This is a genomic window from Kribbella sancticallisti, from assembly GCF_039530625.1.
In the GTDB taxonomy this organism is placed as follows: domain Bacteria; phylum Actinomycetota; class Actinomycetes; order Propionibacteriales; family Kribbellaceae; genus Kribbella; species Kribbella sancticallisti.
In genome coordinates this window covers 439,279-464,878 of the sequence record NZ_BAAAOS010000018.1, presented here as the reverse complement: position 1 = coordinate 464,878, position 25,600 = coordinate 439,279, and the positions used below count along the sequence as shown (strand labels likewise).

General features: G+C 68.0%; 23 protein-coding genes. 11 read left to right on the top strand and 12 right to left on the bottom strand.

What is annotated here, in order from left to right:
- Positions 1-18: 18 nt before the first annotated feature.
- From ABD255_RS12515 to ABD255_RS12500, 4 genes are all read right to left on the bottom strand, one after another.
- Positions 19-867 carry a carbohydrate ABC transporter permease gene (locus ABD255_RS12515; RefSeq protein WP_344213165.1) on the bottom strand — a complete coding sequence of 283 codons (849 nt, stop codon included), beginning with the start codon at positions 865-867 and terminating at the stop codon, positions 19-21.
- A gap of 103 nt (positions 868-970) precedes the next feature.
- Complete coding sequence (locus ABD255_RS12510) at positions 971-1,897, bottom strand: carbohydrate ABC transporter permease (protein WP_344213163.1); 927 nt, start codon at positions 1,895-1,897, stop codon at positions 971-973.
- A 4-nt stretch (positions 1,898-1,901) separates the two neighbouring features.
- The gene (locus ABD255_RS12505) at positions 1,902-3,227 is read right to left on the bottom strand and encodes an ABC transporter substrate-binding protein (protein WP_344213161.1); all 1,326 of its coding nucleotides are present in this window, start codon (positions 3,225-3,227) and stop codon (positions 1,902-1,904) included.
- Between the two features lie 22 nt (positions 3,228-3,249).
- On the bottom strand, positions 3,250-6,036 hold the full coding sequence (locus ABD255_RS12500; RefSeq protein WP_344213159.1) for a family 78 glycoside hydrolase catalytic domain: 2,787 nt from the start codon (positions 6,034-6,036) through the stop codon (positions 3,250-3,252).
- 182 nt (positions 6,037-6,218) lie between these two features.
- On the opposite strand from ABD255_RS12500, the gene ABD255_RS12495 reads away from it, so the two are divergent.
- Positions 6,219-7,145: an AraC family transcriptional regulator gene (locus ABD255_RS12495; RefSeq protein ID WP_344213157.1), complete on the top strand. Its 927-nt coding sequence runs from the start codon at positions 6,219-6,221 to the stop codon at positions 7,143-7,145.
- Here ABD255_RS12495 and ABD255_RS12490 read toward each other — a convergent pair.
- Positions 7,102-7,815: a TetR/AcrR family transcriptional regulator gene (locus ABD255_RS12490; protein WP_344213155.1), complete on the bottom strand. Its 714-nt coding sequence runs from the start codon at positions 7,813-7,815 to the stop codon at positions 7,102-7,104. The genes ABD255_RS12495 and ABD255_RS12490 overlap by 44 nt on opposite strands.
- A gap of 86 nt (positions 7,816-7,901) precedes the next feature.
- Between ABD255_RS12490 and ABD255_RS12485 the strand changes: the two genes are divergently transcribed.
- Positions 7,902-9,140, top strand: coding sequence for an FAD-dependent monooxygenase (locus tag ABD255_RS12485; protein ID WP_344213153.1), 1,239 nt, complete (start codon positions 7,902-7,904; stop codon positions 9,138-9,140).
- Here the strand turns inward: ABD255_RS12485 and ABD255_RS12480 are convergent.
- From ABD255_RS12480 to ABD255_RS12470, 3 genes are all read right to left on the bottom strand, one after another.
- Entirely contained in the window at positions 9,056-9,517 is a 462-nt protein-coding gene (locus tag ABD255_RS12480; protein ID WP_344213151.1) for a PGPGW domain-containing protein, read from the bottom strand. The genes ABD255_RS12485 and ABD255_RS12480 overlap by 85 nt on opposite strands.
- 30 nt (positions 9,518-9,547) lie before the next feature.
- A complete protein-coding gene (locus ABD255_RS12475; protein ID WP_344213149.1) occupies positions 9,548-9,991 on the bottom strand; it encodes a M15 family metallopeptidase in 444 nt (147 codons plus the stop codon).
- 79 nt (positions 9,992-10,070) lie between these two features.
- Positions 10,071-12,203: a peptidoglycan DD-metalloendopeptidase family protein gene (locus ABD255_RS12470; RefSeq protein ID WP_344213147.1), complete on the bottom strand. Its 2,133-nt coding sequence runs from the start codon at positions 12,201-12,203 to the stop codon at positions 10,071-10,073.
- A 212-nt stretch (positions 12,204-12,415) separates the two neighbouring features.
- Here ABD255_RS12470 and lpdA point away from each other — a divergent pair, with 212 nt between their 5' ends.
- Positions 12,416-13,813 (top strand): dihydrolipoyl dehydrogenase, encoded by a 1,398-nt coding sequence (gene lpdA / locus ABD255_RS12465; RefSeq protein WP_344213145.1) that lies wholly within the window; start codon positions 12,416-12,418, stop codon positions 13,811-13,813.
- Positions 13,814-13,888: 75 nt separating this feature from the next.
- Here the strand turns inward: lpdA and ABD255_RS12460 are convergent, their stop codons facing one another.
- The 3 genes from ABD255_RS12460 to ABD255_RS12450 all read right to left on the bottom strand — a co-directional run bounded on the left by ABD255_RS12460 (position 13,889) and on the right by ABD255_RS12450 (position 15,482).
- Complete coding sequence (locus tag ABD255_RS12460) at positions 13,889-14,164, bottom strand: YggT family protein (protein ID WP_344213143.1); 276 nt, start codon at positions 14,162-14,164, stop codon at positions 13,889-13,891.
- Between the two features lie 129 nt (positions 14,165-14,293).
- Positions 14,294-14,701, bottom strand: coding sequence for a tRNA (N6-threonylcarbamoyladenosine(37)-N6)-methyltransferase TrmO (gene tsaA / locus ABD255_RS12455; RefSeq protein WP_344213141.1), 408 nt, complete (start codon positions 14,699-14,701; stop codon positions 14,294-14,296).
- Positions 14,702-14,723: 22 nt separating this feature from the next.
- Complete coding sequence (locus ABD255_RS12450) at positions 14,724-15,482, bottom strand: metallophosphoesterase (protein WP_344213139.1); 759 nt, start codon at positions 15,480-15,482, stop codon at positions 14,724-14,726.
- Between the two features lie 160 nt (positions 15,483-15,642).
- Between ABD255_RS12450 and ABD255_RS12445 the strand changes: the two genes are divergently transcribed.
- The 8 genes from ABD255_RS12445 (at position 15,643) to ABD255_RS12410 (ending at position 23,270) form a co-directional block, all read left to right on the top strand.
- A complete protein-coding gene (locus tag ABD255_RS12445; RefSeq protein ID WP_344213137.1) occupies positions 15,643-17,001 on the top strand; it encodes a dihydrolipoyl dehydrogenase family protein in 1,359 nt (452 codons plus the stop codon).
- Between the two features lie 44 nt (positions 17,002-17,045).
- Positions 17,046-18,077 (top strand): energy-coupling factor ABC transporter permease, encoded by a 1,032-nt coding sequence (locus ABD255_RS12440; RefSeq protein ID WP_344213135.1) that lies wholly within the window; start codon positions 17,046-17,048, stop codon positions 18,075-18,077.
- Between the two features lie 7 nt (positions 18,078-18,084).
- On the top strand, positions 18,085-18,852 hold the full coding sequence (cbiQ, locus tag ABD255_RS12435; RefSeq protein ID WP_344213133.1) for a cobalt ECF transporter T component CbiQ: 768 nt from the start codon (positions 18,085-18,087) through the stop codon (positions 18,850-18,852).
- Positions 18,849-19,619: an energy-coupling factor ABC transporter ATP-binding protein gene (locus ABD255_RS12430; RefSeq protein ID WP_344213131.1), complete on the top strand. Its 771-nt coding sequence runs from the start codon at positions 18,849-18,851 to the stop codon at positions 19,617-19,619. Before cbiQ ends, ABD255_RS12430 begins: the two co-directional genes overlap by 4 nt.
- A gap of 337 nt (positions 19,620-19,956) precedes the next feature.
- Positions 19,957-20,745, top strand: coding sequence for an SGNH/GDSL hydrolase family protein (locus ABD255_RS12425; protein WP_344213129.1), 789 nt, complete (start codon positions 19,957-19,959; stop codon positions 20,743-20,745).
- A gap of 153 nt (positions 20,746-20,898) precedes the next feature.
- Entirely contained in the window at positions 20,899-21,852 is a 954-nt protein-coding gene (locus tag ABD255_RS12420) for a winged helix DNA-binding domain-containing protein (protein ID WP_344213127.1), read from the top strand.
- A 33-nt stretch (positions 21,853-21,885) separates the two neighbouring features.
- Positions 21,886-22,275, top strand: a complete 390-nt coding sequence (locus ABD255_RS12415; RefSeq protein ID WP_344213125.1) for an SgcJ/EcaC family oxidoreductase — start codon at positions 21,886-21,888, stop codon at positions 22,273-22,275.
- Positions 22,276-22,322: 47 nt separating this feature from the next.
- Positions 22,323-23,270 (top strand): SRPBCC family protein, encoded by a 948-nt coding sequence (locus ABD255_RS12410; RefSeq protein ID WP_344213123.1) that lies wholly within the window; start codon positions 22,323-22,325, stop codon positions 23,268-23,270.
- 16 nt (positions 23,271-23,286) lie between these two features.
- On the opposite strand, the gene ABD255_RS12405 is transcribed toward ABD255_RS12410, so the two are convergent.
- Positions 23,287-25,590, bottom strand: coding sequence for an ATP-binding cassette domain-containing protein (locus ABD255_RS12405; RefSeq protein WP_344213121.1), 2,304 nt, complete (start codon positions 25,588-25,590; stop codon positions 23,287-23,289).
- Between the last annotated feature and the right edge of the window lie 10 nt (positions 25,591-25,600).

Here is a 25,600-nt window from a genome sequence, read left to right as displayed (position 1 = left end):
GGGTGGTCCTCGGGAACCTCAGCCCTTCACCGCGCCCGACGTCATGCCGGCGACGATCTGGCGGTTGAAGAACAGGAACATCACCAGCGGCGGGATGGTGATCAGCAGGATGTTCATGAACAGCAGGTTGTACTGGGTGTTGAACTGGCTGGAGAAGTTGAACAGGGTCAGCTGCACGGTCGCGTTCTGGTCGCCGGGCAGGAAGTACAGCGGGTTCACGAAGTCGTTGAACACGCTCACCGACTGGACCACGACGACCGTCACGATCACCGATCGCAGCAGCGGGAAGATGACCCGGAAGAACAGCCGCAACGGCCCCGCGCCGTCGATGATCGCCGCCTCGTCGAGCTCGCGCGGGATGGTCGCGACGAACGCCCGGAACAGCAGGACGCAGAACGACAGCCCGAACGCGATCTCGATCAGGATCAGCCCGGTCATGGTGCGGAACAGCTGAAGCCCCTGCAGCACCCAGATCGTCGGGACGACGGCCGGCGGGATGATCAGGCCCGACAGCACCAGGAAGTTGATGAACGGGTTCCACCGGCTCTTGCGCCGCTGCAGCACGAACCCGGCCATCGCCGCCAGCACCACCATGCCGGTGACGCTGGCCACCGTCAGCACCGTGCTGTTGATGAACGCGATCACCAGCATGTAGTCGCGGGCCTCGATCACCTGGACGAAGTTCTGGACGAACTGGAACTGGTGCGGCCAGGAGAAGTCCAGCAACGAGGCCTGCTGCCGGTCCTTCACCGCGGTCAGCACGATGAACGCGAACGGGATGACGAACACCACGATCGAGGCCAGGATCGCGACCGCGCTGAGGAGATAGTTGCGGCCCGGCCTGTGATTGACGAGTTCGGCGGTCACAGGGCCTCCCGGTCTGGACTGAGGAGCGGAGCGACGAGGGAAGACCGGGAGTTGACGCCCCGTGACCACGCCGGCGCCGGAGGCCCGGCCGCAAGCTCCGTGCTCATAGGTCCACCTCTTTGCGGTTGAGGAACCACGACAGGGGCAGCACGACGGCGGTGACCACGACGAACAGCACCACGTTGCCCGCGGTCGACAGGCCGTAGAAGCCGGCCTGGTACTGCTTGTAGATGACCGAGGCGATCACGTCCGAGGTGAAGCCCGGCCCGCCGCGGGTCATCGCCCAGATCAGGTCGAACGACCGCAGCCCGCCGATCAGCGACAAGATGATCACGGTGACGGTGGCCGGCCGGGACAGTGGCAGCACGATCCGGCGGAACGTCTCCCACGCCCCCGCCCCGTCGACCCGGGCGGCTTCCATGTACTCGCGTGGGATCGACACGATCCCGGCGATGTAGATCAGCGTCGCCAGCCCGACGCCCTTCCAGACGTCCACCAGCGCGACCGACAGCAGCGCGTACTTCGGGTCGGTCAGCCAGCCCGGTCCGTCGATGCCGATCACGCTCAAAGCACCGTTGATCAGCCCGCGCTCGGGGTTCATCAGCACGGTGAAGGTGAGACCGACACCGATGGTGCTGACCAGGACCGGGAAGAAGACCACCGACCGCAGGTAGCCGCGGCCGATCACCCGTGAGGTCAGCAGGACCGCGAGCAGCAGCCCGAGGACGACCTTCGACCCCGAGGTGATCACGGCGAAGATCAGCGTGTTGGTGAAGCCCTTGATCAACTGTGGTTCGGAGAAGAACAGCTGGAAGTTCTCCAGCCCGATGAACTTCGACTCGAACAGGCTCCACCGGGTCAGGCTGAAGTAGAGCGAGGCGAAGGTCGGGACGAGGAAGAGCACGCCGTAGATGACGGCCGACGGCAGGTAGAACCAGTTCGAGTACGGCGTGTAGATCTTCCCCCCGGCCGCGGATGCGGCCGGGGGCGCGTCAGCGCGCGAGCGAGGGCGGACAGACGTGATGGCCACGACCTCACCAACCAGCCAGCCCGAGTTGCTGGGCCTGCTTCTTGACGTCGTCGTCGTACCGCGCGGCGCCGTCCTTGGCCTTGCGGATGCCGGAGCCCACCTCGACGGTGATCTGCTCCAGCGACGGGCCCTTGACCGGCGAGACGAACTCCAGCGCCAGGCTGGACCCGCCCTCCTTGTCGAGGTAGGGCTGCATGTCCTTGATCGACTTCGGTACGTCGGCCGGCAGGTCGCAGCCCTTGACGGCGTACGGGCCGGTGGGGACGCCCGCGGTGGCCAGGGACTTGCAGCCGTCGGGGCTGGCGATGAAGGCGAGGAACTTCTTGGCCGCCTCCAGTTTGTCGCCGGTCGTGCTGGTCGGGATGTAGACGCCACCGGGAGTCCACACCGTCAGGCCGTTCTTGCTCGCGTCGTCACCAGGCAACGCGAACAGTCCGACGTCCTGGGCGGCGTTGGGATAGGTGTCGACCATGTCGTTGACCACCCCGGACAGGATCGGGTAGTGCGCACCCTTGCCCTGGGCAAGCATCCGGAGACCGTCGGGAAGCTTGGCCGAGGCGAAGTCCTTGTTCTCGTAGCCGGCGTCGTGCACCTCCTGGGTGTGCTCGAAGCCCCTGATGGCGGCGGGCGACGTCGCGTACTTGGCCTGGTTCTTGGTGTACTTGTCGGCGAAGTCCGGCTCGGCGGCCGCGACGTTGTGGAAGTCGCCGAGGACGAACAGCTGCGAGGTCCAGGTCTCGCCGTAGGTCTGGATCACCGGCGCCACCCCGGACGCCTTGATCTTGGCGTTGTTGGCCATGAACTCGGCCCACGTGGTCGGCACCTTCAGCCCGAGCTTGGTGTAGACGGGGATGTTGTAGAGGACCGCGCCACCCATGAAGCCGCCGGACGGCACCCCGTAGACCTGGTCGCCGGCCGTCACCGTCTTCTTGAAGTTGTCGTCCAGGTCGCCGATGTAGGGCTGGTCGCTGATCGAGACGAGGTTCTTCTGCGGCGCGATCGCCTGGAACAGCGAGCCGGTGTTGTAGGCGAAGACATCGGTCATGTCGCCGGTGGACAGCCGGGTCTTGACGATGTTGTCGCCCTCGCTGCCGGCCGGCCGGGTCTCGAGCTTGACCGTGATGGAGGAGTTCTTGGCGCTGAAGTCCTTGATCAGCTGCTGGGCTTCCTTGACGTCCTGTTCCTGGTTGCCGGCCAGGTAGGTGATGGTGACCGAACTGGAGCCGGCGGCCTCGTCGCTGGAGCCGAGACTGCCCGCGCTGCAGGCGGTCAGGGCGAGCGAGCAAGCCGCGGCAACGGCCAGTCCTGCGGTGCGTGGACGGAACGTCATCATGACCTCCAAGGGGTGTTCATCAGGGGTTGAGCAGGCCGTCGAGCTCTGCCTGCAGTGCCTCGGCGGAGGGCGAGAAGCCGCGCGGGCTGATTGCCTCGACCAACTGGCCGGCCGGCTGGTCGAGGTAGCGCTCGAGCCGGGCGGCGAGCTCGGCGTCGTCGGTGACGATGTCCTTCTCCCGGGCCGCGACGACGATCGCGTCCCAGGTCGGCTGATGGTCCATCAGTTGCCGGATGCTCGCATCGGCCTGCAGCGGCAGCGTGGCGGCGTACGGGTCGGCGGCTGTCCACTCGTGCGTGCCGTGGCCGACGCTGATCGGTGCGCTTTCGCCGGGCACCTGGACTTGTGCCTGCGAGCCGACAGGAACGGTCACACTCAGCCGCACCTGATCGCCGGACCGGCTCCACGAAACGGCGGCCTCGCCGTACGGCGTGAGGTGCCGCGCCGCTGCGCTGGTGAGCTGCGAGGTCAGCAACGGCCGTACGACGATCGTGCGGTACCCCGGGTCGCCCGGTGCGAGCCCGGCGACCCTGCGGTGCATCCAGTCGGCCACCGCGCCGAGCGCGTAGTGGTTGAACGACGTCATCTGGCCGGGGTTGATGCTGCCGTCCGGCAACATGCTGTCCCAGCGTTCCCACACCGTCGTGGCACCCATCGTCACTGCGTACAGCCAGGAGGGGCAGCCTGTCTGCAGCAGGAGCCGGTAGGCCAGGTCAGGATGTCCGGAATCGGCCAGCGCGTCGGTCATCAGCGGCGTACCGACGAATCCGGTGCTGATCCGGAAGCCGGCCGTCCGGACGAGATCGGCCAGCCGCTCACCCGCACGGCGGCGCTGTTCCTCCGTGGGCAGCAACTCCCACTGCAGCGCCAGCGCGTAGTTGGTGGCGGCGTCGCTCAGCACCCGGCCGCCTTCGGTCGCGTACTCCGCGACGAACGCCTGCCGCACGCGAGCCGCCAGTTCGCCGTACTCGCGGGCGAGCTCGGCATCGCCGACCACCTCGGCCGCCTGCGCGACCACCTGCGCCGAGCGGGCCAGGTGCGCGGTGGCGAGGACGTCCGGGTCCGCCTTCGCACGGAACGGGTTGTCCGGCGGCGCGGTCGGGTCGAGCCAGTCGCCGAACTGGAACCCGCCGGTCCACAACAGGTCGCTTCCGGCCAGGTCGACCATCCGGTCCACCCACGCCCGCATGCTCGGCAACTGCCGAGCCAGCACGCCGCTGTCGCCGGTCCGCTCGTAGATCACCCAGGGCACGATCGTTGCCGCATCGCCCCAAGCGGCGGTCGCCGGACCGGGCTGCCGCAGGATGTCCGGTACGACGAACGGCACCGAGCCGTCCTTCTGCTGCTCGGCGGCCAGATCGGCCAGCCAGTTGGTGAGGAACCCGGCGGTATCGAAGAGGAAGCTGGCGGTGGGGGAGAAGACCTGGATGTCGCCGGTCCAGCCGAGCCGTTCGTCGCGCTGCGGGCAGTCGGTCGGCACGTCGACGAAGTTGCCGCGCATGCCCCAGACGACGTTGTCGTGGAAGCGGTTGAGCAGCTCGTCCGACGACTCGAACCAGCCGGTCCGGCGGAGGTCGGAGTTGATCACGACGGCCTCGAGGTCCTCGGCGCGAAGATTCTGCACGCCGGTGACCTCGGCGTAGCGGAAGCCGTGGAAGGTGAGCGGCGAGTCCAGCGTCACCGCGTCGGGTCCGGCCAGCAGATAGGAGTCGGTGGCCTTGGCGGTACGCAGCGGCCGGACGCCGAGCTCCCCGTCCTCGAGTACTTCGGCGTGCCGAACGACGATCTCGTCGCCCTCGGCGCCGCCCCGAACCGTGAGCCGGATCCGGCCGACGACGTTCTGCCCGAAGTCGACCAGGGTCTTGCCGGTCGGCGACGTCGTGATCTCAACGGCCGGCAGGACGTCGGTCACGCGCACGGGTGGGCCGTCCGGTGCGACCAGGAGGGTCAGGTCCGCGTCGAGCACGTCCACCGGTGTCGCCGATCCGAGCGACCGGCGGAGGTCGGTGCGCTGGCCGTCGTACAGGTCGTCCGCGACGATCGCGGTCTCGTGTGCCGTCCAGGTGCCGTCGCTGCCGAAGACCTGGACCTCGCCGTCGGCGGTGGTGACCTCGAGTTGGGCGAGCACGGCCAGCCGGTCGCCGTACAGGGAGTTCTTGCCGTGGAAGCCGAGCCGGCCGCGGTACCAGCCGTTGCCGACCAGGAACTCCAGGGTGTTCTCACCGGAGCGGACCAGGTCGGTGACGTCGTAGGTCTGGTAGCGAAGGCGCTGCTCGTACGTCGTCCAGCCGGGCGCGAGTTCGTCGTCGCCGACCCGCTCGCCGTTGACCTCGGGCAGGTAGATGCCGTGTGCGGTGGAGTAGAGCCGAGCGCGGGTGACTCCCTCGGGCAACTGGACCACCCCGCGCAGCAGGGGAGCGGGCGAGCCGACGGCAGCGATCTCGCGGGCACTCACGAACCGCGCCGTCCAGTCGTCGGCGCCGAGCAGACCGGCCTCGACGGTGGCGGGCTCACTCCACTCGCTCCAATCTCCGTCACCCCGCACGCGGATCCTGACCTGGGCCGACTCGCGCGAGGCGAGGGGGTCGCCGGGCCAGGGGACCAGCACCTGGTCGCGCGATTCGACTGGGTAGATCTGGGTTGTCGCTCTGGTGATCTCGACCTCGTAGGCCGACTGCTCATAGCCGGCGTCGGCTGAGGGGACCTGCCAGGACAAGCGAGGTGTTGCGGTACCGATGCCCAGGACGGGCCCGGAATCCGTGCGGTGCTCGAAGCGGAGCTGGGAGGGTGCGGAGAGGTGCGACATAAGACTCCTACCGGCGAGTGAAACGATTCATCAGGTGCTCTGGCGAAGGGCTGGGTTTCTGTTACGGATTGGTGGCGGGAGGGTTTCGCCTGTCCCCCGATCCTGCGGCCGACGGCCGTCGGGGGTTAGCCCGCAATTCACTCGTGGTAGCACAAAACGCACCTCGGGCGGTAACGTGAAGCATGGTCGACGAGCCCGTCAGGACCACGGGAACGCTGTTGCACTTCATCGAAGGGACGATGGTGCACGCGGGTTCGCACGTGCACGAGAAGTCGCATCCCCTGCACACGCACAGCTTCTTCGAGTTGGCCCTGGTGACCGGGGGAGAAGGGGTGCACCACAGCCTCGCAGGCCGTCAGCACGTCGCCGCCGGCGATCTGATCCTGCTCCGTCCAGGGGTATGGCACGAGTACGTGGACTGCCGTGCGCTCGAGGTCTACAACTGCTGCTTCTCGGCCGACCTGGTCCAACGCGAACTGGCCTGGACGCGCGAAGATCCCTTACTGGGTTACCTTTTGTGGACCGGACCGTTCTCGGCGCAGCGACGTGGCATCCTCAGCACGCATCTCGATCCGGCCGCCTTCACCGAAGGCGTCGAACATCTCGACGGGCTCCGGCGGTTGCGCAACGAGCCGCTCAGCCGGCATCGCGGTGACATCGTCGGCCGGTTGTCCCTCTATCTGAGTTGTGTCGCGCGGACGGTGGCCGAGCGTGACGACCTGCGCGGACAGACGCATCCGGCCGTCCTCGACGCGATGCGGATGATGGAGGCCGATCCCGCCCGGCAGTGGATGCTCGCCGACCTGGCCAACTCGCTGCACCTCGCACCGGGGTACCTGGTCCGGCTTTTCAAGTCCGCGACCGGCCTGCCGCCGATGGCCTACCTCAACCGGCATCGGGTGGAACTCGCGGCCGACCGGCTACTGCACACCGACCTGCCGATCAGCCGGATCGGCGAGTCGGTGGGCTGGCCGGACCAGAACTACTTCGCCCGCCGATTCAGGTCGCACTACGGCCTGAGCGCCTCCGTCTATCGGCAACGTTTCAATAGCGATCCCCGCCACCTCAAGCCGGCTGCGAACCCGCCGGTGCACTCGTCCGCGCAGTGATCAGCACCTCCAGGCCATCGAAGATGCGCTGGAGACCGAAGGTCAGACCCTGGTTCTGATTGCCGTCGATCGACTGCAGAGCCGTCGCCAGAGCGGGGAAGCGCTCGGCCTCAGTGCTCAGTACTTCGACGAGCGCGGAGGTGATGTCCTCCTCCGTCGACCCCGTGGTCCCTCCTGGCATCGTCAGCGACTGCTCCGCGATCGTCCGCACGTGCCCGGCGACCACGGCCAATGAGTCGAGTTGCTCGCCACCATGGAGGCCGCTGCCCGCCAAGGCCTGTACGCCGCGGTCCATCCACGTCAGTTCGTTCGGTCCGAGCACTCGGCGCCCGACGGTCGAGTGGAGCAACCAAGGATGTTTCTCGAAGGCCGCGAAGAGGTCTGTCGCCCAAGCCTGGAGCGCCTCCCTCCAAGCCAACCCGGGGTGCTCAGGCGGTAGGCCGATGGCCTGGTCGGTCATCACCGCGACCAGTTCCGCCTTGCCGGGAACGTAGCGGTAGAGCGCCATCTTGGTGAACGAGAGGTCGCCCGCGACCCGTTGCATCGAGACGGCGTCGAGCCCGTCCGCGTCAGCGATCGTGATCGCGGCCTCGGCGATGCCTTCCAGCGTCATGGCCGGCTTTGGGCCTCGGCTGGGCGGCGGCCGGCGACCCCACAGCAACTCCGTCATTCCCGCTCCCGGTTGTCCTCCGCAGTGAACTGTGTCTACGATACACATATCGCAACAGTGTCCAGCGGACACAGTAAGGATGGACGATGAAGATTCTGATCTCCGGCGCGAGTATCGCCGGTCCGGCGCTGGCGTACTGGCTCGGCCGCTACGGCTACGAGGTCACCGTGGTCGAGCTCGCGCCAGCACTGCGCCAAGGCGGTTATGCCGTCGATTTCCGCGGCGGCGCGAACAAGGTGGTGCTGGAGCGGATGGGCGTGCTCGACGACCTGCGAGCCCGCCAGACCGGTGGTAGCGCGATGCGGTTCGTCGCCGAGGACGGCAGGCAGTTGATGCGGCTGCCGCCGGAGTTCGCCGGGGGAGACCTCGAGGTACTGCGCTCCGATCTGTCCCAGGTGCTCTACGACCACAGCCGCGACCGAGCGGAGTACATGTTCGGTGATTCGATCGCCACTCTCACGCAGCACCAGGCCGGCGTGGAGGTCACGTTCGAGAGCGGAGCCACGCGGACCTTTGACCTGGTGATCGGGGCGGACGGTCTGCACTCAGTCGTGCGGCGGCTGGCCTTCGGCCCGGAGCGGGACTACGTGAAGCACCTCGGCTACTACATCGCCGGCTGGGATCTGCCCAACGACTATGGGATCGAGCAGGACACGTTGATGTACAACGTCCCGGGGCGGCTGGCGAGCGTCGGAGTCGATCACCGGGACACCCGCAAGGCCGGTGCGATGTTCGTCTTCGCCTCACCCGAGCTCACCTACGACCGGCGGGATCCTGAGCAGCAGAAGGAGATTCTGCGCCAGGCCTATGACGGGCTCGGCTGGAAGGTGCCGCAGTTGATCGACGGTCTGGCCGCCTCGACCGAGCTGTACTTCGACTCGATCAGCCGAGTAGATGTGGATCGTTGGTCAGCTGGCAGGGTGGCACTGGTCGGCGACGCCGGTTACGGCGCGACGGTCGGCGGCATGGGCACCGGTACTGCGATCGTCGCCGCCTACGTGCTCGCCGGTGAACTGGCGACCTCAGGTGGTGACTACGCGGCCGCCTTCGCCTCGTACGAACGCCAGCTACGCAAGCCCGTCCAGGTCTGCCAGTCCGGCGGGAACCGGACGGGCAAGTTCCTCGCCCCAGGCACACGCTTCGGCATCGCGGCCCGCAACCGGATGCTGAACTCGCCCTTCCTGCTCAACCAGATGCTCAGGATGGGCGAGAAGATCAGCAGCGACTTCGCGATCCGCGACTACGGCTTGAGCAGCGGCAGCTTGTGGAGGAACGACTCCCACGAGTCCGGCAGCCAGCCCGGCACGCCGAGGACCGCGAGGTAGAGCCAGATCGCCACCAGCACGCAGAGGAACAACGCGAGGGTGCCGAGCGCCTTGAGCCAGGCCGGCTGCTTCCCCGTCCAGGCGGTGAACTGCTGGACCCACTCCTTGACCCGGTAGAGCAAGCGCTGGGCCCACTCGAACTCGCTGGCCAGCACGGCCAGACCGGCGATGAACAACGGGATGCCACCGGGGCCCGGCAACCAGCCGGTCAGCGGCGCGGCGATCAGCAGCAGGCCGCCGACCACGCCCACCCCGATTCGGTAGATCAGGTGCTTGCGCGGATTCGCACGGATCTTGCGCCGCCACTCCCAGCGATCATCCTGGGCGTCCAGCGTGATGTTGTGATCGGTGCGGTCGGGACTGGTCTTCTCGGCCACATACAGAGCGTACGTGGTGTTGGTGCCAAGTCAGGGAACCTGCGCGAATTCCCAGTGCCAAGGCTCTTGCCGAGAGCCCCCTTCTCGGGCCCAGTCCGGGTTGATCCAGCCGTGGGCCGGGGCGTTGGCCAGCATCCACTCGTGCTGGGGAGTGCCGAAATCGTTGATTCCGTCACACAGGTCGACGGCCACACCCCAGCCGTGGTTCGACGTACCCGGGAAGGCCGCGAGGTCCGGCTTTCGTCGGAGCAGGTCGATCTGGGCCCGGTAGGAGCGGTAGGAGTCGGTGATGCAGAGCTTCTGCCGGAAGTGGGCCTCATAGGCGTCCGCCAACTTCCCGTACTGCGCGGCCGCGTCGCAGCGGAGTTTGTGTCCGCCGGCGATCCGGCAGAGCTTGGAGGCGGGCATCTTGCCGTTGCCGTAGCCCTGCCAGCCGTCGCTGGTGCCGAAGGCTGACCAGTACGGCGTCGCCACGACTCCCAGGACTCCTACCAGCACGATGGCGCAGGCCGAGCTGATCCAGCGGTGGTTGCGGACCCAGCGGAAGGGCCGCTCAAGCAGTGGCTGGCTTGCCGAACTCCCAGTGCCAGGGCTCCTCGCGGTTGCCGCCCTGGCGGGCCCAGGTCGGGTGGACCCAGCCGAAGCTCCCGGCGTTGGCCTCCATCCACCTGTACTGCGCGGTGCCGAAGCGGTCGATGCCGCCGCACAGGTCGATGGCCACACCCCAGCCGTGGTTCGAGGTACCGGGCAGGGCGGCCAGGGACGGCTTGCGGCCGTACAGGTCGACCTGGGAGGCGTAGGAGCGGTAGGAGTCGGTGATGCAGAGGGTCTTGCCGAAGGCGGCCCGGAACGCGCTGGCCAGTTGCTGGTACGCCGCGGCCGCGTCGCAGCGCAGCATGTGACCCGTGCCGAGGCCGCACAGCTGCGACGTGGGGATCAGGCCGTTGCTGTAGCCACCCCAGCCTGTGCTCGCGCTACCGGTCGCGAGGAACGGCATCGGGTTCACCGCGTCGCCACCAAGCCGTACTTCGAAATGCAGGTGCGGGCCGGTGGAGTTGCCTTCGGAGCCGACGGTGCCGATCCGTTGGCCGGCGGCGACTCGTGCGCCGTCCGGCACGTCGATCGAGCTCAGGTGCGCGTAGAGCGTCTCGAGTCCGTTCCCGTGGTCGACGCGAACCAGGTTGCCCGCCCAGGCCGGGTGCTCGACCCGCACCGTTCCGGCGGTGACCGCGCGAACCGGAGTACCTGCTGAGGCCGGGAAGTCCTGGCCGGTGTGGATGCCGCTCGACCACATCGCGCCGGACTGGCCGAACGGAGTACCGATCTCGTAGGTGCCGTCAGCCAGCGGCCAGGTCCACTCGCCGCCGCCGACGTCGTACGAGGTGGCTGTGTTGCCGCAGCGGAAGGCGGAAGCTCCGGCGGTGGTGACCGGCGGGACCTGCGCCTTGGACGGCTTGCCGAGCGTCGGGCGCAAAGCGCCGTACAGGCTGTCCGGGATCGAGGTGACGACGACGGATCCCTTCGCCTCGTCGGCCGCGATCATCTCGCCGTTGTCGAGGGCGATGCCGATGTGGAACAGGCCGACAGACCTGCTTCCCATGATGACGAGGTCACCGGGCTGGACGGTGGCCGGCGCCACTCGCTGGTAGCCGGAGTAGACCTTGTCGACGACACCCGCGAGCGTCGTGTACGGCTGCCAGGCGGCACGGGCCGCGCCGAGACACCCGTACTTGTCCGGGCCGGTCCCGGCGATGCCGTAGGGCTTCCCGAGCAAGGAGAAGGCCTGGTTGACGGCGCGAATCGTCTCGGCCGGAAGTACGCGGACAGCGCGGGTGCCGCTGACCACAGATGCCGCACCGGCCACTGGCTGTCCGGCGACCTTGTAGGGCAGCAGACCGGCCGGGAGAGCTGCGGGGTTCTTGACGGTGGCAGCAGCCGGCACCTTGACCTTGGTGGCCGTCAGCTCGGCCAGGTAGGTCTGCCAGTTCGACAGAGCCTGCTGGTTGCGCGTGCTCTGGAGCTGCTTGGAGAGCTGCGAGGCGCCGGCCAAGTCAGCCAGCTGGCCTTCCATGGCCATGGAGGCGCTTGCTGCCTTGCTCTGGACGTCCTTGCGCAACTGCTCGGCGGTGGCGGCGGCCTTGTCGGCTGCCGCGCGCTTGGTCGCCGCGTCAGCGGCCGCAGTACCGGCTGTGTTCTGTGCGGCCGTCGCGGCCTTGTACTGCGAAACCTGGGTGCTGCCGAGCTGCCGGATGGCGGTCTGGCGGTCGGCGATCTCCTGCAGGTTCTCCGCGACCGGCGCGAGTGACCACAGCATCGACTCCGTGCCCAGGACCGTCGGGATGCCCACTTGATAGGCCTGGGCGGTCAGCAGCCCCAGCCTGCGGCGCTCGACGTCGGACCTGCCCTTGGTGTTGGCCGCATAGGCTTCCGCCTTCTTGGCCACGGCCTCGGTGGCCTGGGCGACCTTGAGGGCGCTTGTGTAGGCGATGGTCGCTTTGGCGACGTCGGCCTGGATGGCGGCGGCCTCGGCCTGCAGTTGCTCCAGCGAGCGGTTCACGTCCGTGACGGACGCCGGTGGAGGAGTGGTGGGGTCGTCTGCGTACGCCGCGTAGGACGGCAGTGCGAACACCGCCAGCAGCGTACCGAGTGCGGCGAACCGCAACCCGCGACCGTTCCCCAGCACCATCAAGCCCCCATCGACTCGCCTCACGAGCGCACGGAAGCACCAGGCCCCCGCGCGTGCCCAGCGTAGGCGCCGTACGGTCCTGACGGAACCCCGCGTCACATTCGGTGACGGCGAGGCAGGACACTCGGCCCGATGGTGACGCCCGTCACCTCCCGGCGTACCGGCCCGGGCGGTGGCGGGAGGCACTGGCGTCACCGACTAGGATTTCAGCCATGGCCTCGCACTTTGACGTTGTTGTCCTCGGCGCGGGTCCGGGTGGGTACGTCGCGGCGATCCGCGCTGCCCAGCTCGGCCTCAAGACCGCCATCATCGAGAAGAAGTACTGGGGCGGTGTCTGCCTGAACGTGGGCTGCATCCCGTCCAAGGCGCTGCTGCGGAACGCGGAACTGGCGCACATCTTCCGCAAGGAGGCGAAGACCTTCGGCATCAGCGGCGAGGTGAGCTTCGACTTCCCGACCGCGGTGCAGCGCAGCCGGAAGGTGGCCGACGGCCGCGTCAAGGGCGTGCACTTCCTGATGAAGAAGAACAACATCACCGAGCTCGACGGCTGGGGCAGCTTCGTCGACGCGAACACCCTGGACGTCGCGCTGAACGACGGGCAGTCCGAGACCGTCACCTTCGACAACTGCATCATCGCCACCGGCGCGACCACCAAGCTGCTGCCGGGCACCCAGCTGAGCGACCGCGTGGTGACCTACGAGGAGCAGATCCTCACCGAGGAACTGCCGGGCAGCATCATCATCGCGGGCGCCGGCGCGATCGGCGTCGAGTTCGCCTACGTGCTGGCCAACTACGGCGTCAAGGTGACGATCGTGGAGTTCCTGGACCGGATCGTCCCGCTCGAGGACGTCGAGGTGTCCAAGGAACTGGCGAAGGCCTACAAGAAGCTCGGTGTCGACCTGCTCACCTCGACCCGGGTCGACTCGATCGACGACTCGGGCGACACGGTGAAGGTCACCGTCACCGGCAAGGACGGCAACCAGCAGACGCTGGAGGCCGACAAGGTGATGCAGGCGATCGGCTTCCAGCCCCGCGTCGACGGCTACGGCCTGGACAAGATCGGCGTGAAGCTGACCGAGCGCGGCGCGATCGAGGCCGACGGTTACCTGCGCACCAACGTGCCGAACATCTTCGCCATCGGCGACGTGAACGCGAAGCTGATGCTCGCCCACGCGGCCGAGGCGCAGGCCGTGGTCGCGGCCGAGACGATCGCCGGGGTCGAGACGATGGAACTCGACCACATCATGATCCCGCGGGCCACCTTCTGCCAGCCGCAGGTGGCCAGCTTCGGCTACACCGAGGAGCAGGCCCGGGACAAGGGCTACGACGTCAAGGTCGCCAAGTTCCCCTTCACCGCGAACGGCAAGGCCCACGGCCTCGGCGACCCGACCGGTTTCGTCAAGGTGATCAGCGACGCGAAGTACGGCGAACTCCTCGGCGCCCACCTGATCGGGCCCGAGGTCACCGAGCTTCTTCCGGAGCTCACCCTGGCGCAGAAGTGGGACCTGACCACCAAGGAACTGGCCCGCAACGTTCACGCCCACCCGACCCTGAGCGAAGCCCTCCAGGAAGCCTTCCACGGCCTCGAAGGGCACATGATCAACTTCTGATCCGCATCGCTGTGTAGTAGTAGGACCCCCTGGCTGTTGCCAGGGGGTCCTACTACTTTGTCAGCCGATGTGCGATTACAGGCTGAAGGCGATGGAGCGGAGGATCAGGACGGCGATGAACACCACGGTGAAGGCCAGGTCGAACGCCACGCCGCCGGCTCGTACCGGTGGGAGCCTCCGGCGGACGGGCGCGATCACCGGCTCCGTCCAGGTGTGAGTCACCGCGCGGGCGCGGCCCGCCCAGGACGGGCCGTTCGCGACCAGCCCCGTCCAGTCGAGCACCATGCGCGCGATCAGCAGCAGCATGAACAACGTCAGGGCATACCCCAGCAAGGTTCCGATAAGGCTCACAGCCAACTCCTCCCTGATGGCCAGGCCGGCCGTCTTTCCAGTATCAACGGCCGAGCAACCCCGGAAATGTCCGCAGCGCCGTCTTCTTAGCCGACTATCAGGTCCTGGTACGGCCTACAGCCCTGGCGTTCAGCGTTCGTCGGTGAGAACAGGCTTGAGGTCGACGATCGGAGTCTCGTCCAGCGCCTCGAGGTTGTTGACCTGAACGCGTAGCCCGTCAACGGCCAGCACAGTGACCCGGTGAAGGCCCAGGGGATTGGGGCGGTCAGGCGAGCGCGTGCTGAACACGCCGGTGGGTGGCCGCTCGACATCCCCACGAGGATGGACAACCTGAACCTCGCGATCGGCCCGGTCGAACCAGGTGATCAGCAGGACCTCGTCGCCCACCTTCACATCCCGCAGCGCGTCCCGCACCCCCTCAACGAACACCAGCCACGCATCCGGCGCCCCTTCATCCCCCTGCCGAGGCGCGTCAACCTTCCTCGTCAACGACGACTCGACCCGCCCGATCACGCGGACCATCAGTTCCTCGCTCATGCCAAGACCTCCAGGCTCACCCTCAGGTTGAGGGTACGGGTCGGTAGACGGTGATGAGAGGTTGAGAGGGGACTGCTACGTGGATGGCTAGGCCGGGGGCGGCCTGGAGGTCGACTAGACCTTTAGCGGCTGGGGGTTCGAAGGGGAGGGGAGCGGTGGATCTGATGCCGGGGGCAACGAGGAGCGGGTGGCCGGCGAAGGTGGTGGAGGCGCCGTTGTGGACGTGGCCGGTGAGGAGGGCGGTGATGGGGCGGCCGCGTAGTACGTCGGCGAAGGCGTCCGAGTCGCGCAGGATCCACTGATCGAGGACCGGGTGCTGAAGGGGGATCGGCGGGTGGTGGAAGGCGACGAAGTGCAGGCCGTCCCAGGGGTCGTCGAGGGTCTCGGCAAGCCAGGAGAGCGAGGCTGGGCTCAGGAGTCCGTGGTCCTCGCCTGGGACTGAGGTGTCGAGGAGGATGAAGCGCGCCTCGCCGACGTCGCGGACTTGGTGGACGGGATGGCCGTCACCCGGCGAATCGACGTACGAGCTCAGGCCGGCTCGCAAAGGCGCGCTGATGTCGTGGTTGCCGGGGAGCATCAGGACCGGTACGTCGAACGCCAACTCCGCCGCGACCTCCTCGTACTCCGACTCCAGCCCGTGGTCGGCGAGGTCGCCGGTGACGAGTACGACGTCGACCGGCCGCGAGAACCCCCGCACGTACTGCGTCACGGCGCGAAGCCGGTCCCGCGCGGCCGGCGATCCGTCCAGATGCGGGTCACTCAGATGGGCAATCACGTACACGGCGAACCTCCAGCAGGTCTAACGGCAGATCCACAACCTACCGTTAGCCAGGTCCATCGCGACATGGATTATCCGCAGAACGCCGAGAGCGTGATTACCGTCCGCCGACAGCGCGACCCTGGTCTTGGCCCACACCGGAACGTCTGCGAGATTGGGCGGCATGGCTGAACAGGTGGATGTGGTCGTGATCGGACTCGGCGTCGGTGGCGAGGAGGCAGCCGGGCGACTGGCCGAGGCGGGGTTGTCGGTGGTCGGCGCGGACCCGCGCCTGGTCGGCGGGGAGTGCCCGTACTGGGGCTGCATCCCGAGCAAGATGATGATCCGCGCCGCGAACCTGATCGCCGAGACCCGCCGCGTCGACGGCATGGCCGGTATTTCGACCATCGAGCCCGACTGGTCCCCGGTCGCCAAGCGCATCCGCGAGGAGGCGACGGACAACTGGAACGACCAGGTCGCGGTGGACCGACTGGTGAAGAAGGGGGTCAGCTTCATCCGCGAACGCGCGGTCATCACCGGGCCAGGCCGGGTCCAGGTGGGGGACCGCGAGTACGAGGCGTCCCGGGGCATCGTGGTCGCCACCGGCACCGTCCCGGTGATCCCCCCGATCGACGGACTCGCCGGTACGCCGTACTGGACCAACAAGGAGGCCATCGAGGCCGAGACGCTGCCGGCCTCGCTGATCGTGCTCGGCGGCGGCGCGATCGGGCTGGAGTTGACCCAGGTGTTCGCCCGGTTCGGAGTGCAGGTGACTGTGGTCGAGGGGCTCGACCGGATCCTGGCGATGGAGGAGCCGGAGTCGAGCGACCTGGCCAGGGCCGCGCTGGAGCACGACGGCGTCACCTTCCGGACCGGTGTGCATGCCACGAACGTCAGCCACGATGGCAGCGGGTTCACGCTCGCGCTCGATGACGGCAGCACGGTGTCCGGCGAGAAGTTGCTGGTGGCAACGGGACGCCGGGTGGACACGAAGGCGCTCGGCCTCGACCTGGTCGGCATCGACCCCGCCGCGCGGAGCATCGCGGTGGACGAGCACGTACGGGCGGCCGACGGCGTCTGGGCGGTGGGCGACGTCACCGGCGTGGGCGCGTTCACCCACAATGCGATGTACCAGGCGAACATCGCCGTCCTCGACATCCTCGGCGCCGAGGACGCCCCGACGGCGAGCTACCACGCGATGCCGAGGGTCACCTTCACCGATCCGGAGATCGGCGCGGTCGGGCTGACCGAGAAGCAGGCCCGGGACGCCGGGATCGACGTACGGACCGGGATCACCCAGATCCCCGCGGCCACCCGAGGCTGGATCCACAAGGCCGGCAACGAGGGCTTCATCAAGCTTGTCGTCGACAACGATCGCGGCGTGGTGGTCGGTGCGACCAGTGCGGGGCCGACCGGTGGCGAGGTGCTCAGCGCGCTGGCGGTCGCGGTCCACGCGGCGGTGCCGGTTCACTCTCTGCGACAGATGATCTACGCATACCCGACGTTCCACCGGGCCATCGGTTCGGCCATCCAGAGTTTGTGAGCCGCTTGTTGCGATTGGGTCGCAACTAGATCGAGAATGTGCGCATGCATGTTCCTGACGGGTTCTTCGACGCGCCGACGTCCATCGCCACCGGCCTGATCGCGGCCGGGGCGGTCGGCTTCAGTCTCCAGCGCGCCAACCGCGAGATCCGCGAGACGGGTCCGGCGCTGGCCGGGCTGACCGCGGCCTTCGTCTTCGCCGTCCAGATGGTGAACTTCCCGGTCGGCGCCGGCACCAGCGGACACCTGTTGGGTGGTGCGTTGGCCGCGGCGCTGGTCGGGCCGTGGTCGGCAGTACTGGTGATGTCGACCGTGCTGCTGGTCCAGGGCCTGCTGTTCGCCGACGGTGGGCTGACCGCGCTCGGCACGAACATCACGCTGATGGGCGTCATCACGGTTGTCGTCGGCTACTTCGTCACCCGCGCGCTGCTGAAGGTGCTGCCCAAGCGGGTCGGCAGCGTCGTTCCGGCCACGACGGTCGGCGCCCTGGTCTCTGTACCGGCCGCCGCCCTCGCGTTCACCGGCCTCTACACGATCGGCGGCGCGGTCGACATCCCGCTCGCCAAGCTCACCACGGCGATGGTCGGCTGGCATCTCCTGGTCGGCCTCGGTGAGGCCGTGATCACGGCCGCGGTGCTGAGCGCCGTCGTCGCCACCCGTCCCGATCTCGTGTACGCCGCCCGGCACCTGCAGTCCGACCTGATCCTGGTAGATGCCGACGGCAAGAGCTCCACCGTGTCGCCGGACCGCCCGATCGCGGCCAGGCCGGCCGGACGGTCGCTCGGTGTCGGGGTCGCCGCCACCTTGCTGGTCGCCGGGGTGATCAGCCTGTTCGCCAGCGCACACCCGGACGGTCTGGAGTTCGTCGGCGCCTCGCTCGGCTTCGAGAGCGCGGCCAAGGACTCGGCCGTGGCGGGCAGCCCGCTGGCCGATTACGGAGTCAGCGGCATCGGCAACACCCAGGTGTCCGGCGCGCTCGCAGGCATCATCGGCGTACTGGTGACGATCGCGGTCGGTCTCGCGATCGCCAAGCTGGCGTCGCTGCGGTCGTCCGCGCGCGCCGACAAGGCCGCCTGATGCGGTCGTGAGCGGCTCCGCCGGCGACGGCCTGCTGATCGCGGTGGACAGCCGGATCCACCGGCTGCCCGCCCAGGTGAAGATCGTCGCGCTGTTCGTGTTCGTGCTCGCGGTCGTCTCCACCCCGGCCGGCGTCTTCTGGGCCTTCGCGCTGTACGCCGTACTGCTCCTCGGCTGCGTGCTCCTCGCGAAACTGCCGCCGTTGATCGTGATGAAGCGGCTGGCGGTGGAGACCCCGTTCATCGTGTTCGCGCTGGTCCTGCCGTTCGTGGCGACCGGCCCGCGGATCGAAGTACTGGGGTTGTCGTTGTCGCAGTCGGGTGTGCTCGGTTCGTGGAACGTGCTCGCGAAGGGCACGCTCGGAGTGATCGCGGCGATCGTCTTGTCGGCCTCGACCGCACCGCGGGAACTCCTCGCGGGGCTCGAGCGGCTGCGGCTGCCGGCGACGTTGGTGGCGATCCTGTCGTTCATGGTCCGGTACCTGAGCGTGGTGTCGGACGACCTGCACCGGATGCGGATCGCCCGCGAGTCCCGCGGGTACGCCGGCGGTCGCGCGGGACATCTGAAGGCGATGGCCGGGGGAGTGGGCGCCTTGTTCGTCCGCAGTTTCGAACGCGGCGAGCGGGTCCACCTGGCGATGCAGTCCCGCGGCTACACCGGGCGAATGCCACAACTGGCCGCTTCAGGCGCCGCCCGGGTCCAGTGGGCCGAGGGTCTGGCCGTCTCCCTGGCAGCGGTCGCCATAGCGCTGACGGCTAGGGTGACTGGCTTGTGAGTGGTCCTTCGATTCATGTTGAGCGTCTGGTCTTCGCCTATCCCGATGGCAGGCAGGCTCTGTACGGCGTCGACTTCACGGTTCAGCGGGGGGAGCGGGTTGCCCTGCTCGGGCCGAACGGCGCGGGCAAGACCACGCTGGTCCTGCATCTGAACGGGATTCTCGGCTCGGTCGCCGGCGGCACTGGGAGCGGCAGGATCCAGATCGGCGGTTCGGATCTGCACCGCGAGCATCTGCCCGAGGTGCGCCGGAAGGTCGGGCTGGTCTTCCAGGACCCGGACGATCAGTTGTTCATGCCGACTGTCCGCGACGACGTCGCCTTCGGACCGGCGAACCTCGGACTGCGTGGCGCCGAGTTGGACGAGCGGGTGCACGAGGCTCTGGTCCAGGTCGGCATGCAGGACCACGCGGACTTCGCGCCGCACCACCTCTCGTACGGTCAGCGTCGACGGGTCGCGGTGGCGACCGTACTGGCGATGCGGCCCGAGGTGCTCGTCCTCGACGAGCCGTCCAGCAACCTCGACCCGGCCAGCCGGCGCGAGCTCGCCGACATCCTGTCCGGGCTCGACGTGACGTTGCTGATGATCACGCACGACCTCCCGTACGCCCTCCAACTGTGCGAGCGCAGCCTGCTGATGGACGACGGCCGGATCGTCGCCGACGGCAAGACCCGCGACCTGCTGGGCGACGCCGAACTGATGAGCGCCCACCGCCTGGAACTCCCGTACGGCTTCGACCCGCTCTCGGTCCCAGGACCCGAACGCTGAGTTCTGTCGATTCGCGGTGTCCCGTCCGCCGCGTCGGCAAGACCAAACGGCTTCGACGTACGCAAGCACGCGGCGAACATGCTCTCGGTCGGTGACCACGGCCGGATCAAGATCGCGAACTTCATCCTCACCGGCGCCCTCGCCTGGGTCTGGATCGCCAGCTACCTGCGCAAGGTTCAGCGGCAGCACAGCTGACAGCCGAACGCGACCTACCTACTGCGGCAACCAGCGGTGAATTTCTTACTGAGGTCTTGCTTGTTACTCGCCGGTCAGGGAAGGTGACTCTCAGTACACCCCTGCCTTGGTTCCCTCCACCAGCGCAAAAGGCGGTCCGCCCATGAAGAAAATCGCCGCACTCCTCGGAGCAGCAGTCCTCGGGACCACGCTGCTCGTCAGCCCGACCGCCGCCCACGCGGCGGCCCCCGTCTACGTCGCCCTCGGAGACTCGTACGCCTCCGGTGTCGGCACCCGCACCTACACCGCCGAGAGCGGCTCCTGCCAGCGCTCGACGAAGTCCTACCCGTACCTCGACGCGGCTCGCGTCGGCGCCGCCCTCACCTCGGTCGCCTGCTCCGGCGCCCGGGTGGCCGACGTGACCAACAAGCAACTCGGCCCGCTCAACAGCGGCGTCCGCTGGGTCACCCTGCAGGTCGGCGGCAACGACGCCGGCTTCTCGTCGGTGATCACCGAGTGCGCCAAGCCGGCCTGGCTGGCCAACTGCGACGGGGCGATCAACACCGCGCAGGCGACGATCAACAACACGATCCCCGGCCGCCTGAACACCCTCTACGCGACGGTGAAGAGCCGCGCGTCGACGGCGAAGGTGATCATCGTCGGCTACCCGCGCCTGTTCAACGGCATCGACTGCAACGCGGGGACCTTCTTCAGCGCCGCCGAGATGACCCGGCTGAACCAGACGGCCGACCTGCTGAACGGCAAGATCGCCGCGTCGGCGAACGCCGCGGGGTTCAGTTTCGTGAACCCGACCTCGGCGTTCATCGGGCACGCGGTCTGCGGCAGCCCGGAGTGGATCAACGGCCTGTCCAACCCGGTCAGCGAGTCCTACCACCCGAACGTCACCGGTCAGGCCGGCTACGCGAACCTCGTCGACGACCATCTGACCTGACCAACAACCGTTTCAGACACCAATAGACCTGCGCGGCGCCCCGGAACGTGATGTTATGCAGGGGTGCCGCACAAGTCTGTTCGCCGGCTTCTCGCGGCTCGGGTCCAGGCCAATGGCCTTGACCGTCCGGTGTCCGAGGCCGGCCCCGGAGGGGTGGCCGACGTCGTACGCCGGACGGGTGGGCCCCAGGCCCAGACCTGGCGAGGCGCGGCGTACGCGGTGCGAGCGCGTTCCACCGCGACCACCTGGTCCGACGTTTCCCACGCGCAGGAGATCGACCGCTCCGTAGTACGGGGCTGGTTCATGCGCGGCACCCTCCAACTGGTCGCCACCGAACAAGCCGGCCCGCTCCTCGCACTGCTGGGCGCCAAGCTCATCAAGGACAGCCGCCGCCGGTACGGCGAACTCGGGCTCGCGGGGGATCTTCCCGATCGCGCGGCCGAGGTGATCGAGTCACACCTGCTCGCGAACGGCCCGACCGGCCGAGCCCGGCTGGGCGCAGTACTGGTGGAAGCGGGGTTGATCGGCGAACCCACCGGCCAGGCCGTGTATGCGTGCATCCGGCATGCTGGGTTGCTCGGGCGGGTCTGCTACGGGCCGGGCCACGATGCCGGGGAGACCTGGGTGGCTGTGCGGGACTGGTTCGGCGAACCGTTGAAGCTGGAAGGTGATGCCGCGGACCTCGCTCGGCGCTACCTCACGGCGTACGGGCCGGCTACTCCGCAGGACTTCGCGACCTGGTCCGGGTTACCGGTGCCGGCGGCAAGGGCTGCCGTGAAGGCAGTGGCGACGACCGAGGTCGTCGTGGAAGGCGAGTCCCTTGCGGCGATCGGCGAGTTGCCCGGTTGTGACGACGTCAGGTTGCTGGGGGAGTTCGATCCCTATCTGCTCGGCTACAAGGACCGCCGCTACGCCTTGGCCGACGAGCACCGCAAGCACATCCATCCCGGTGGTGGCATGTTGCGACCGGCGGTGGTCGAGGGCGGTCTGGTGATCGGCTCCTGGCAGCACAGCAACGCCAAGGTCGAACTGTTCGACCAGGCGGCCGAGCCGGCCGGGCTGGCTGCCGAGATCGAAGACCTGGCCCGCTTCGTGAAGCCGGCTTGATCTCAAGCCTGGTTGAGGTTCTAGGTTCGTGCCATGACCTCCGACGAGAAGCTGATCCGCGAACTGGTGGCACGTAGCCAGGACGCACAACTCGACCCCGACGTACTGCCCGCGCTGCACACCGACGACCTGGTCCTCATCAACGTCGCCGGCCGCCGCCTGTTCGGGCGCGAGACGTTCGCGTCGGCCATGGCCGAGGCCCTTTCCTCACCGCTCAAGGACGTGCGGACGGTGCTGGACATCGAGGACGTCCGCTTCACCACCCCCGATGTCGCCATCGTGAGCCTGACGAAAACCATCCACGACGAACGCCCCGGAGCCGATGCGACCGACCTCCCGGCAGCCGGCGCGATGACTTACGTCCTCACCCGCACCGACGACGCCTGGCAGATCGCGTTGGCCCAAACCACCCCAATCCGCTGACGCCTGACGGGTTGATCGTATATGCCTGAGCCGGTATATATGGAGCTATGAGCGAGCAACTGACCAGCAAGGACGGACGGACCGTACTGCGGATGGAGCGGGCGCTGGCCCATCCGCCCGAGAAGGTCTGGCGGGCGCTGACCGAGCCGACGGAACTGGCCGGGTGGTTCCCTGCCGCGGTCGAGCTGGATCTGCGGCTGGACGGGCGGATCGAGTTCACCTTCGAAGAGGGTGAGGACGACTTCGTCGAAGACCCCGACAACACCGGCGTCATCCGCGCCTATGACCCGCCGCGGCTGCTCGAGTACAACTGGGGCGCCGAGATCCAGCGCTGGGAGCTCACGCCGACCGATGCCGGGTGCCTGCTCACCCTCACCGCCACGTACGACGACCGCCCTGGTTCGGCCAGCTTCACCGCGGGCTGGACGATGTGTTTCGACGCCCTGGATCGAGTCCTCGGTGGTGGCCAGGTCCCGGCGAGGGACTATGCCGAACTGCACGAACACTTCGTCCACGTCTACGGCCTCGAGGAGGGCGTGCTGCTGGACGACGGCAGCATCCGCTTCGAACGCCAACTGACCGCCCCCAAGGAAGATGTCTGGACACGCCTGACCGGAGCGATCCCGCTAGAGCCGCTGCCGGCAGACGGCAAGGCGGCAGCGCCGCGCCCGGACGAAAGCAACGCGGCAGCGCCGCGCCCAGACGAAGGCAACGCGGCAGCGCCGCGGCCGGGGGATCGGGCGGCGGCGCCCACCCCACCTCCCGGATTCGTTGCCAAAGGCATCGAAGCGGGTGCGGTGCGGTCGGTTGAGCCACCGGTGGAGCTGAGCTACGAGTGGCAGCACGGTCTGGTCACCTGGCGGCTCCGCGACGGCAACGGCGGGGCTCGCCTGGTGCTCACCCAGACAGGACCGTCCGAGCAGTACCTCGCCCCGTGGCAGGACCTGATCGAAACCCTCGCCGCCGACCTCGCGGCCCAGCCCCACAAGGACTGAGCCGCGAGGCTCCGGATCAGGCGGCGGCGGTGGCGCCGACGTACTGGCGGAGGTGTTCGGCAGTCAGGGAGGCGCTGCTCTCGACCAGGTCGGCGGGGATGCCGGTGAAGACGATCTGGCCGCCGTCGTGGCCGGCGCCGGGGCCGAGGTCGATCAGCCAGTCGGCGTGCGCCATCACCGCCTGGTGGTGCTCGATGACGATCACCGTGTTGCCGTCGTCGACCAATCGGTCGAGCAGGCTGAGCAACTGGTCGACGTCGGCAAGATGGAGCCCGGTCGTCGGCTCGTCGAGGATATAGATCGTCCCGTTCTTCCCCATGTGGATCGCCAGTTTCAGCCGCTGCCGCTCGCCGCCCGACAGCGTGGTCAACGGTTGCCCCAGGCCCAGATACCCGAGCCCCACCGCCGACAGCCGTTCCAGGATCGCCCGGGCCGGCCCCTTCACGAAGAACTCCCGCGCCTCGGTCACCGACATGCTCAGTACTTCGCTGATGTTCTTGCCCCGCAACCGGTAGGCGAGCACCTCCGAGGTGAAGCGGGCGCCGTTGCAGTCCTCGCAGACCGACGCCACCTCCGCCATCATCGCGAGATCGGTGTAGACCAGCCCGATCCCCTTGCAGGTCGGGCAGGCCCCGACCGAGTTCGCGCTGAACAACCCCGGCTTCACCTTGTTCGCCTTGGCGAACTCGGCCCGGATCGGATCGAGCAGTCCGGAGTACGTCGCCGGGTTGCTGCGCCGCGACCCGCGGATGGGCTCCTGTCCGGCGACGATCACACCGTCCCGTCCGGCCAGCGACCCATGGATCAGTGAACTCTTGCCGGACCCGGCCACCCCGGTGACCACCGTCAGCACGCCGAGCGGGACGTCGACGCTCACGTCCTGCAGGTTGTGCAGGCTGGCTCCCTCGATCCGCAGGCTGCCGGTGGGTTCGCGGACCTTGTCGCGCAGGCTCACCCGATGTTCGAGGTACCGCCCAGTCAACGTGCCCGACTTCCTCAGCCCCTTCAGGTCACCGGCGTAACACAACCGCCCGCCGGCCAGCCCGGCACCGGGACCGAGATCGACCACGTAGTCGGCGATCTGGATCGTCTCCGGCTTGTGCTCCACCACCAGCACGGTGTTGCCCTTGTCCCGCAACTGCAGCAGCAGGTCGTTCATCCGCTGGATGTCGTGCGGGTGCAGCCCGACCGTGGGTTCGTCGAACACGTAGGTGACGTCGGTGAGGCTCGACCCGAGGTGCCGCACCAACTTCACCCGCTGGGCCTCACCACCGGACAGCGTCGACGACTCCCGGTCCAGGCTCAGATATCCCAGCCCGATGTCGACCATCGACTCCAGCGTGTCCAGCAGCCCTTCGAGCATCGGCCCGACTGAGGGGTTCTTGATGCCGCGGACGAACTCGGCCAGGTCGCTGATCTGCAGCCTCGAGCAGTCGACGATGCCGAGGCCGTCGATCCGCGCCGACCGGGCGGCCTCGTTCAGTCGCGCGCCGTCGCAGTCCGGGCAGACCGTGAGCTTCAGCGCCCGATCGGCGAACGTCCGGACGTGACTCTGCATCGATTCGCGGTCCTTGGCCAGGTAGAGCCGCCGCACCTTGACGACGAGGCCTTCGAAGGTGAGGTTGCTCTTGCCGACCTTCACCTTCATGGCGGGCTGGTAGAGGAACTGCTCCCACTGCTCGGCCCGATAGTCCTTCAGCGGCAGGTCCGGGTCGAACAGGCCGGAGTTCGCCATCAACTGCCAGTACCACGTGCCGACGCCGAACCCGGGCACCTTGATGGCGTCGGCGTTGAGCGAGCGATCGCGGTGGACGAGTTCGTCGAGGTCGATCTCGGAGGCCTTGCCGAGCCCCTCGCAGGTCGGGCACATACCCTCGGCCCGGTTGAAGCTGAACGCCGACGGTGGCCCGACGGCCGGCGTCGCGATCCGGCTGAACAGGATCCGCAGCATCGTGTGCGCGTCGGTCGCCGTCCCCACCGTCGAGCGGGCGTTGGCGCCGATCCGCTCCTGGTCGACGATGATCGCCGCGCTCAGGTTGCGCAGCGACTCCACGTCCGGCCGGGCCAGGCTGGGCATGAAGTTCTGGACGAAGGCGGTGTAGGTCTCGTTGATCAGCCGCTGGGACTCCGCGGCGATGGTGTCGAAGACGAGCGACGACTTCCCGGAGCCGGAGACTCCGGTGAAGACGGTCAGCCGGCGCTTCGGGAGGTCCAGAGAGACCCCGCTCAGGTTGTTCTCACGGGCTCCCCGCACCTGGATGACGTCGTGACTGTCGGCGGCTTCATGGCCGGGCAACTCCGGCTGAATCGTGGCAGGCATGCCTTTCATC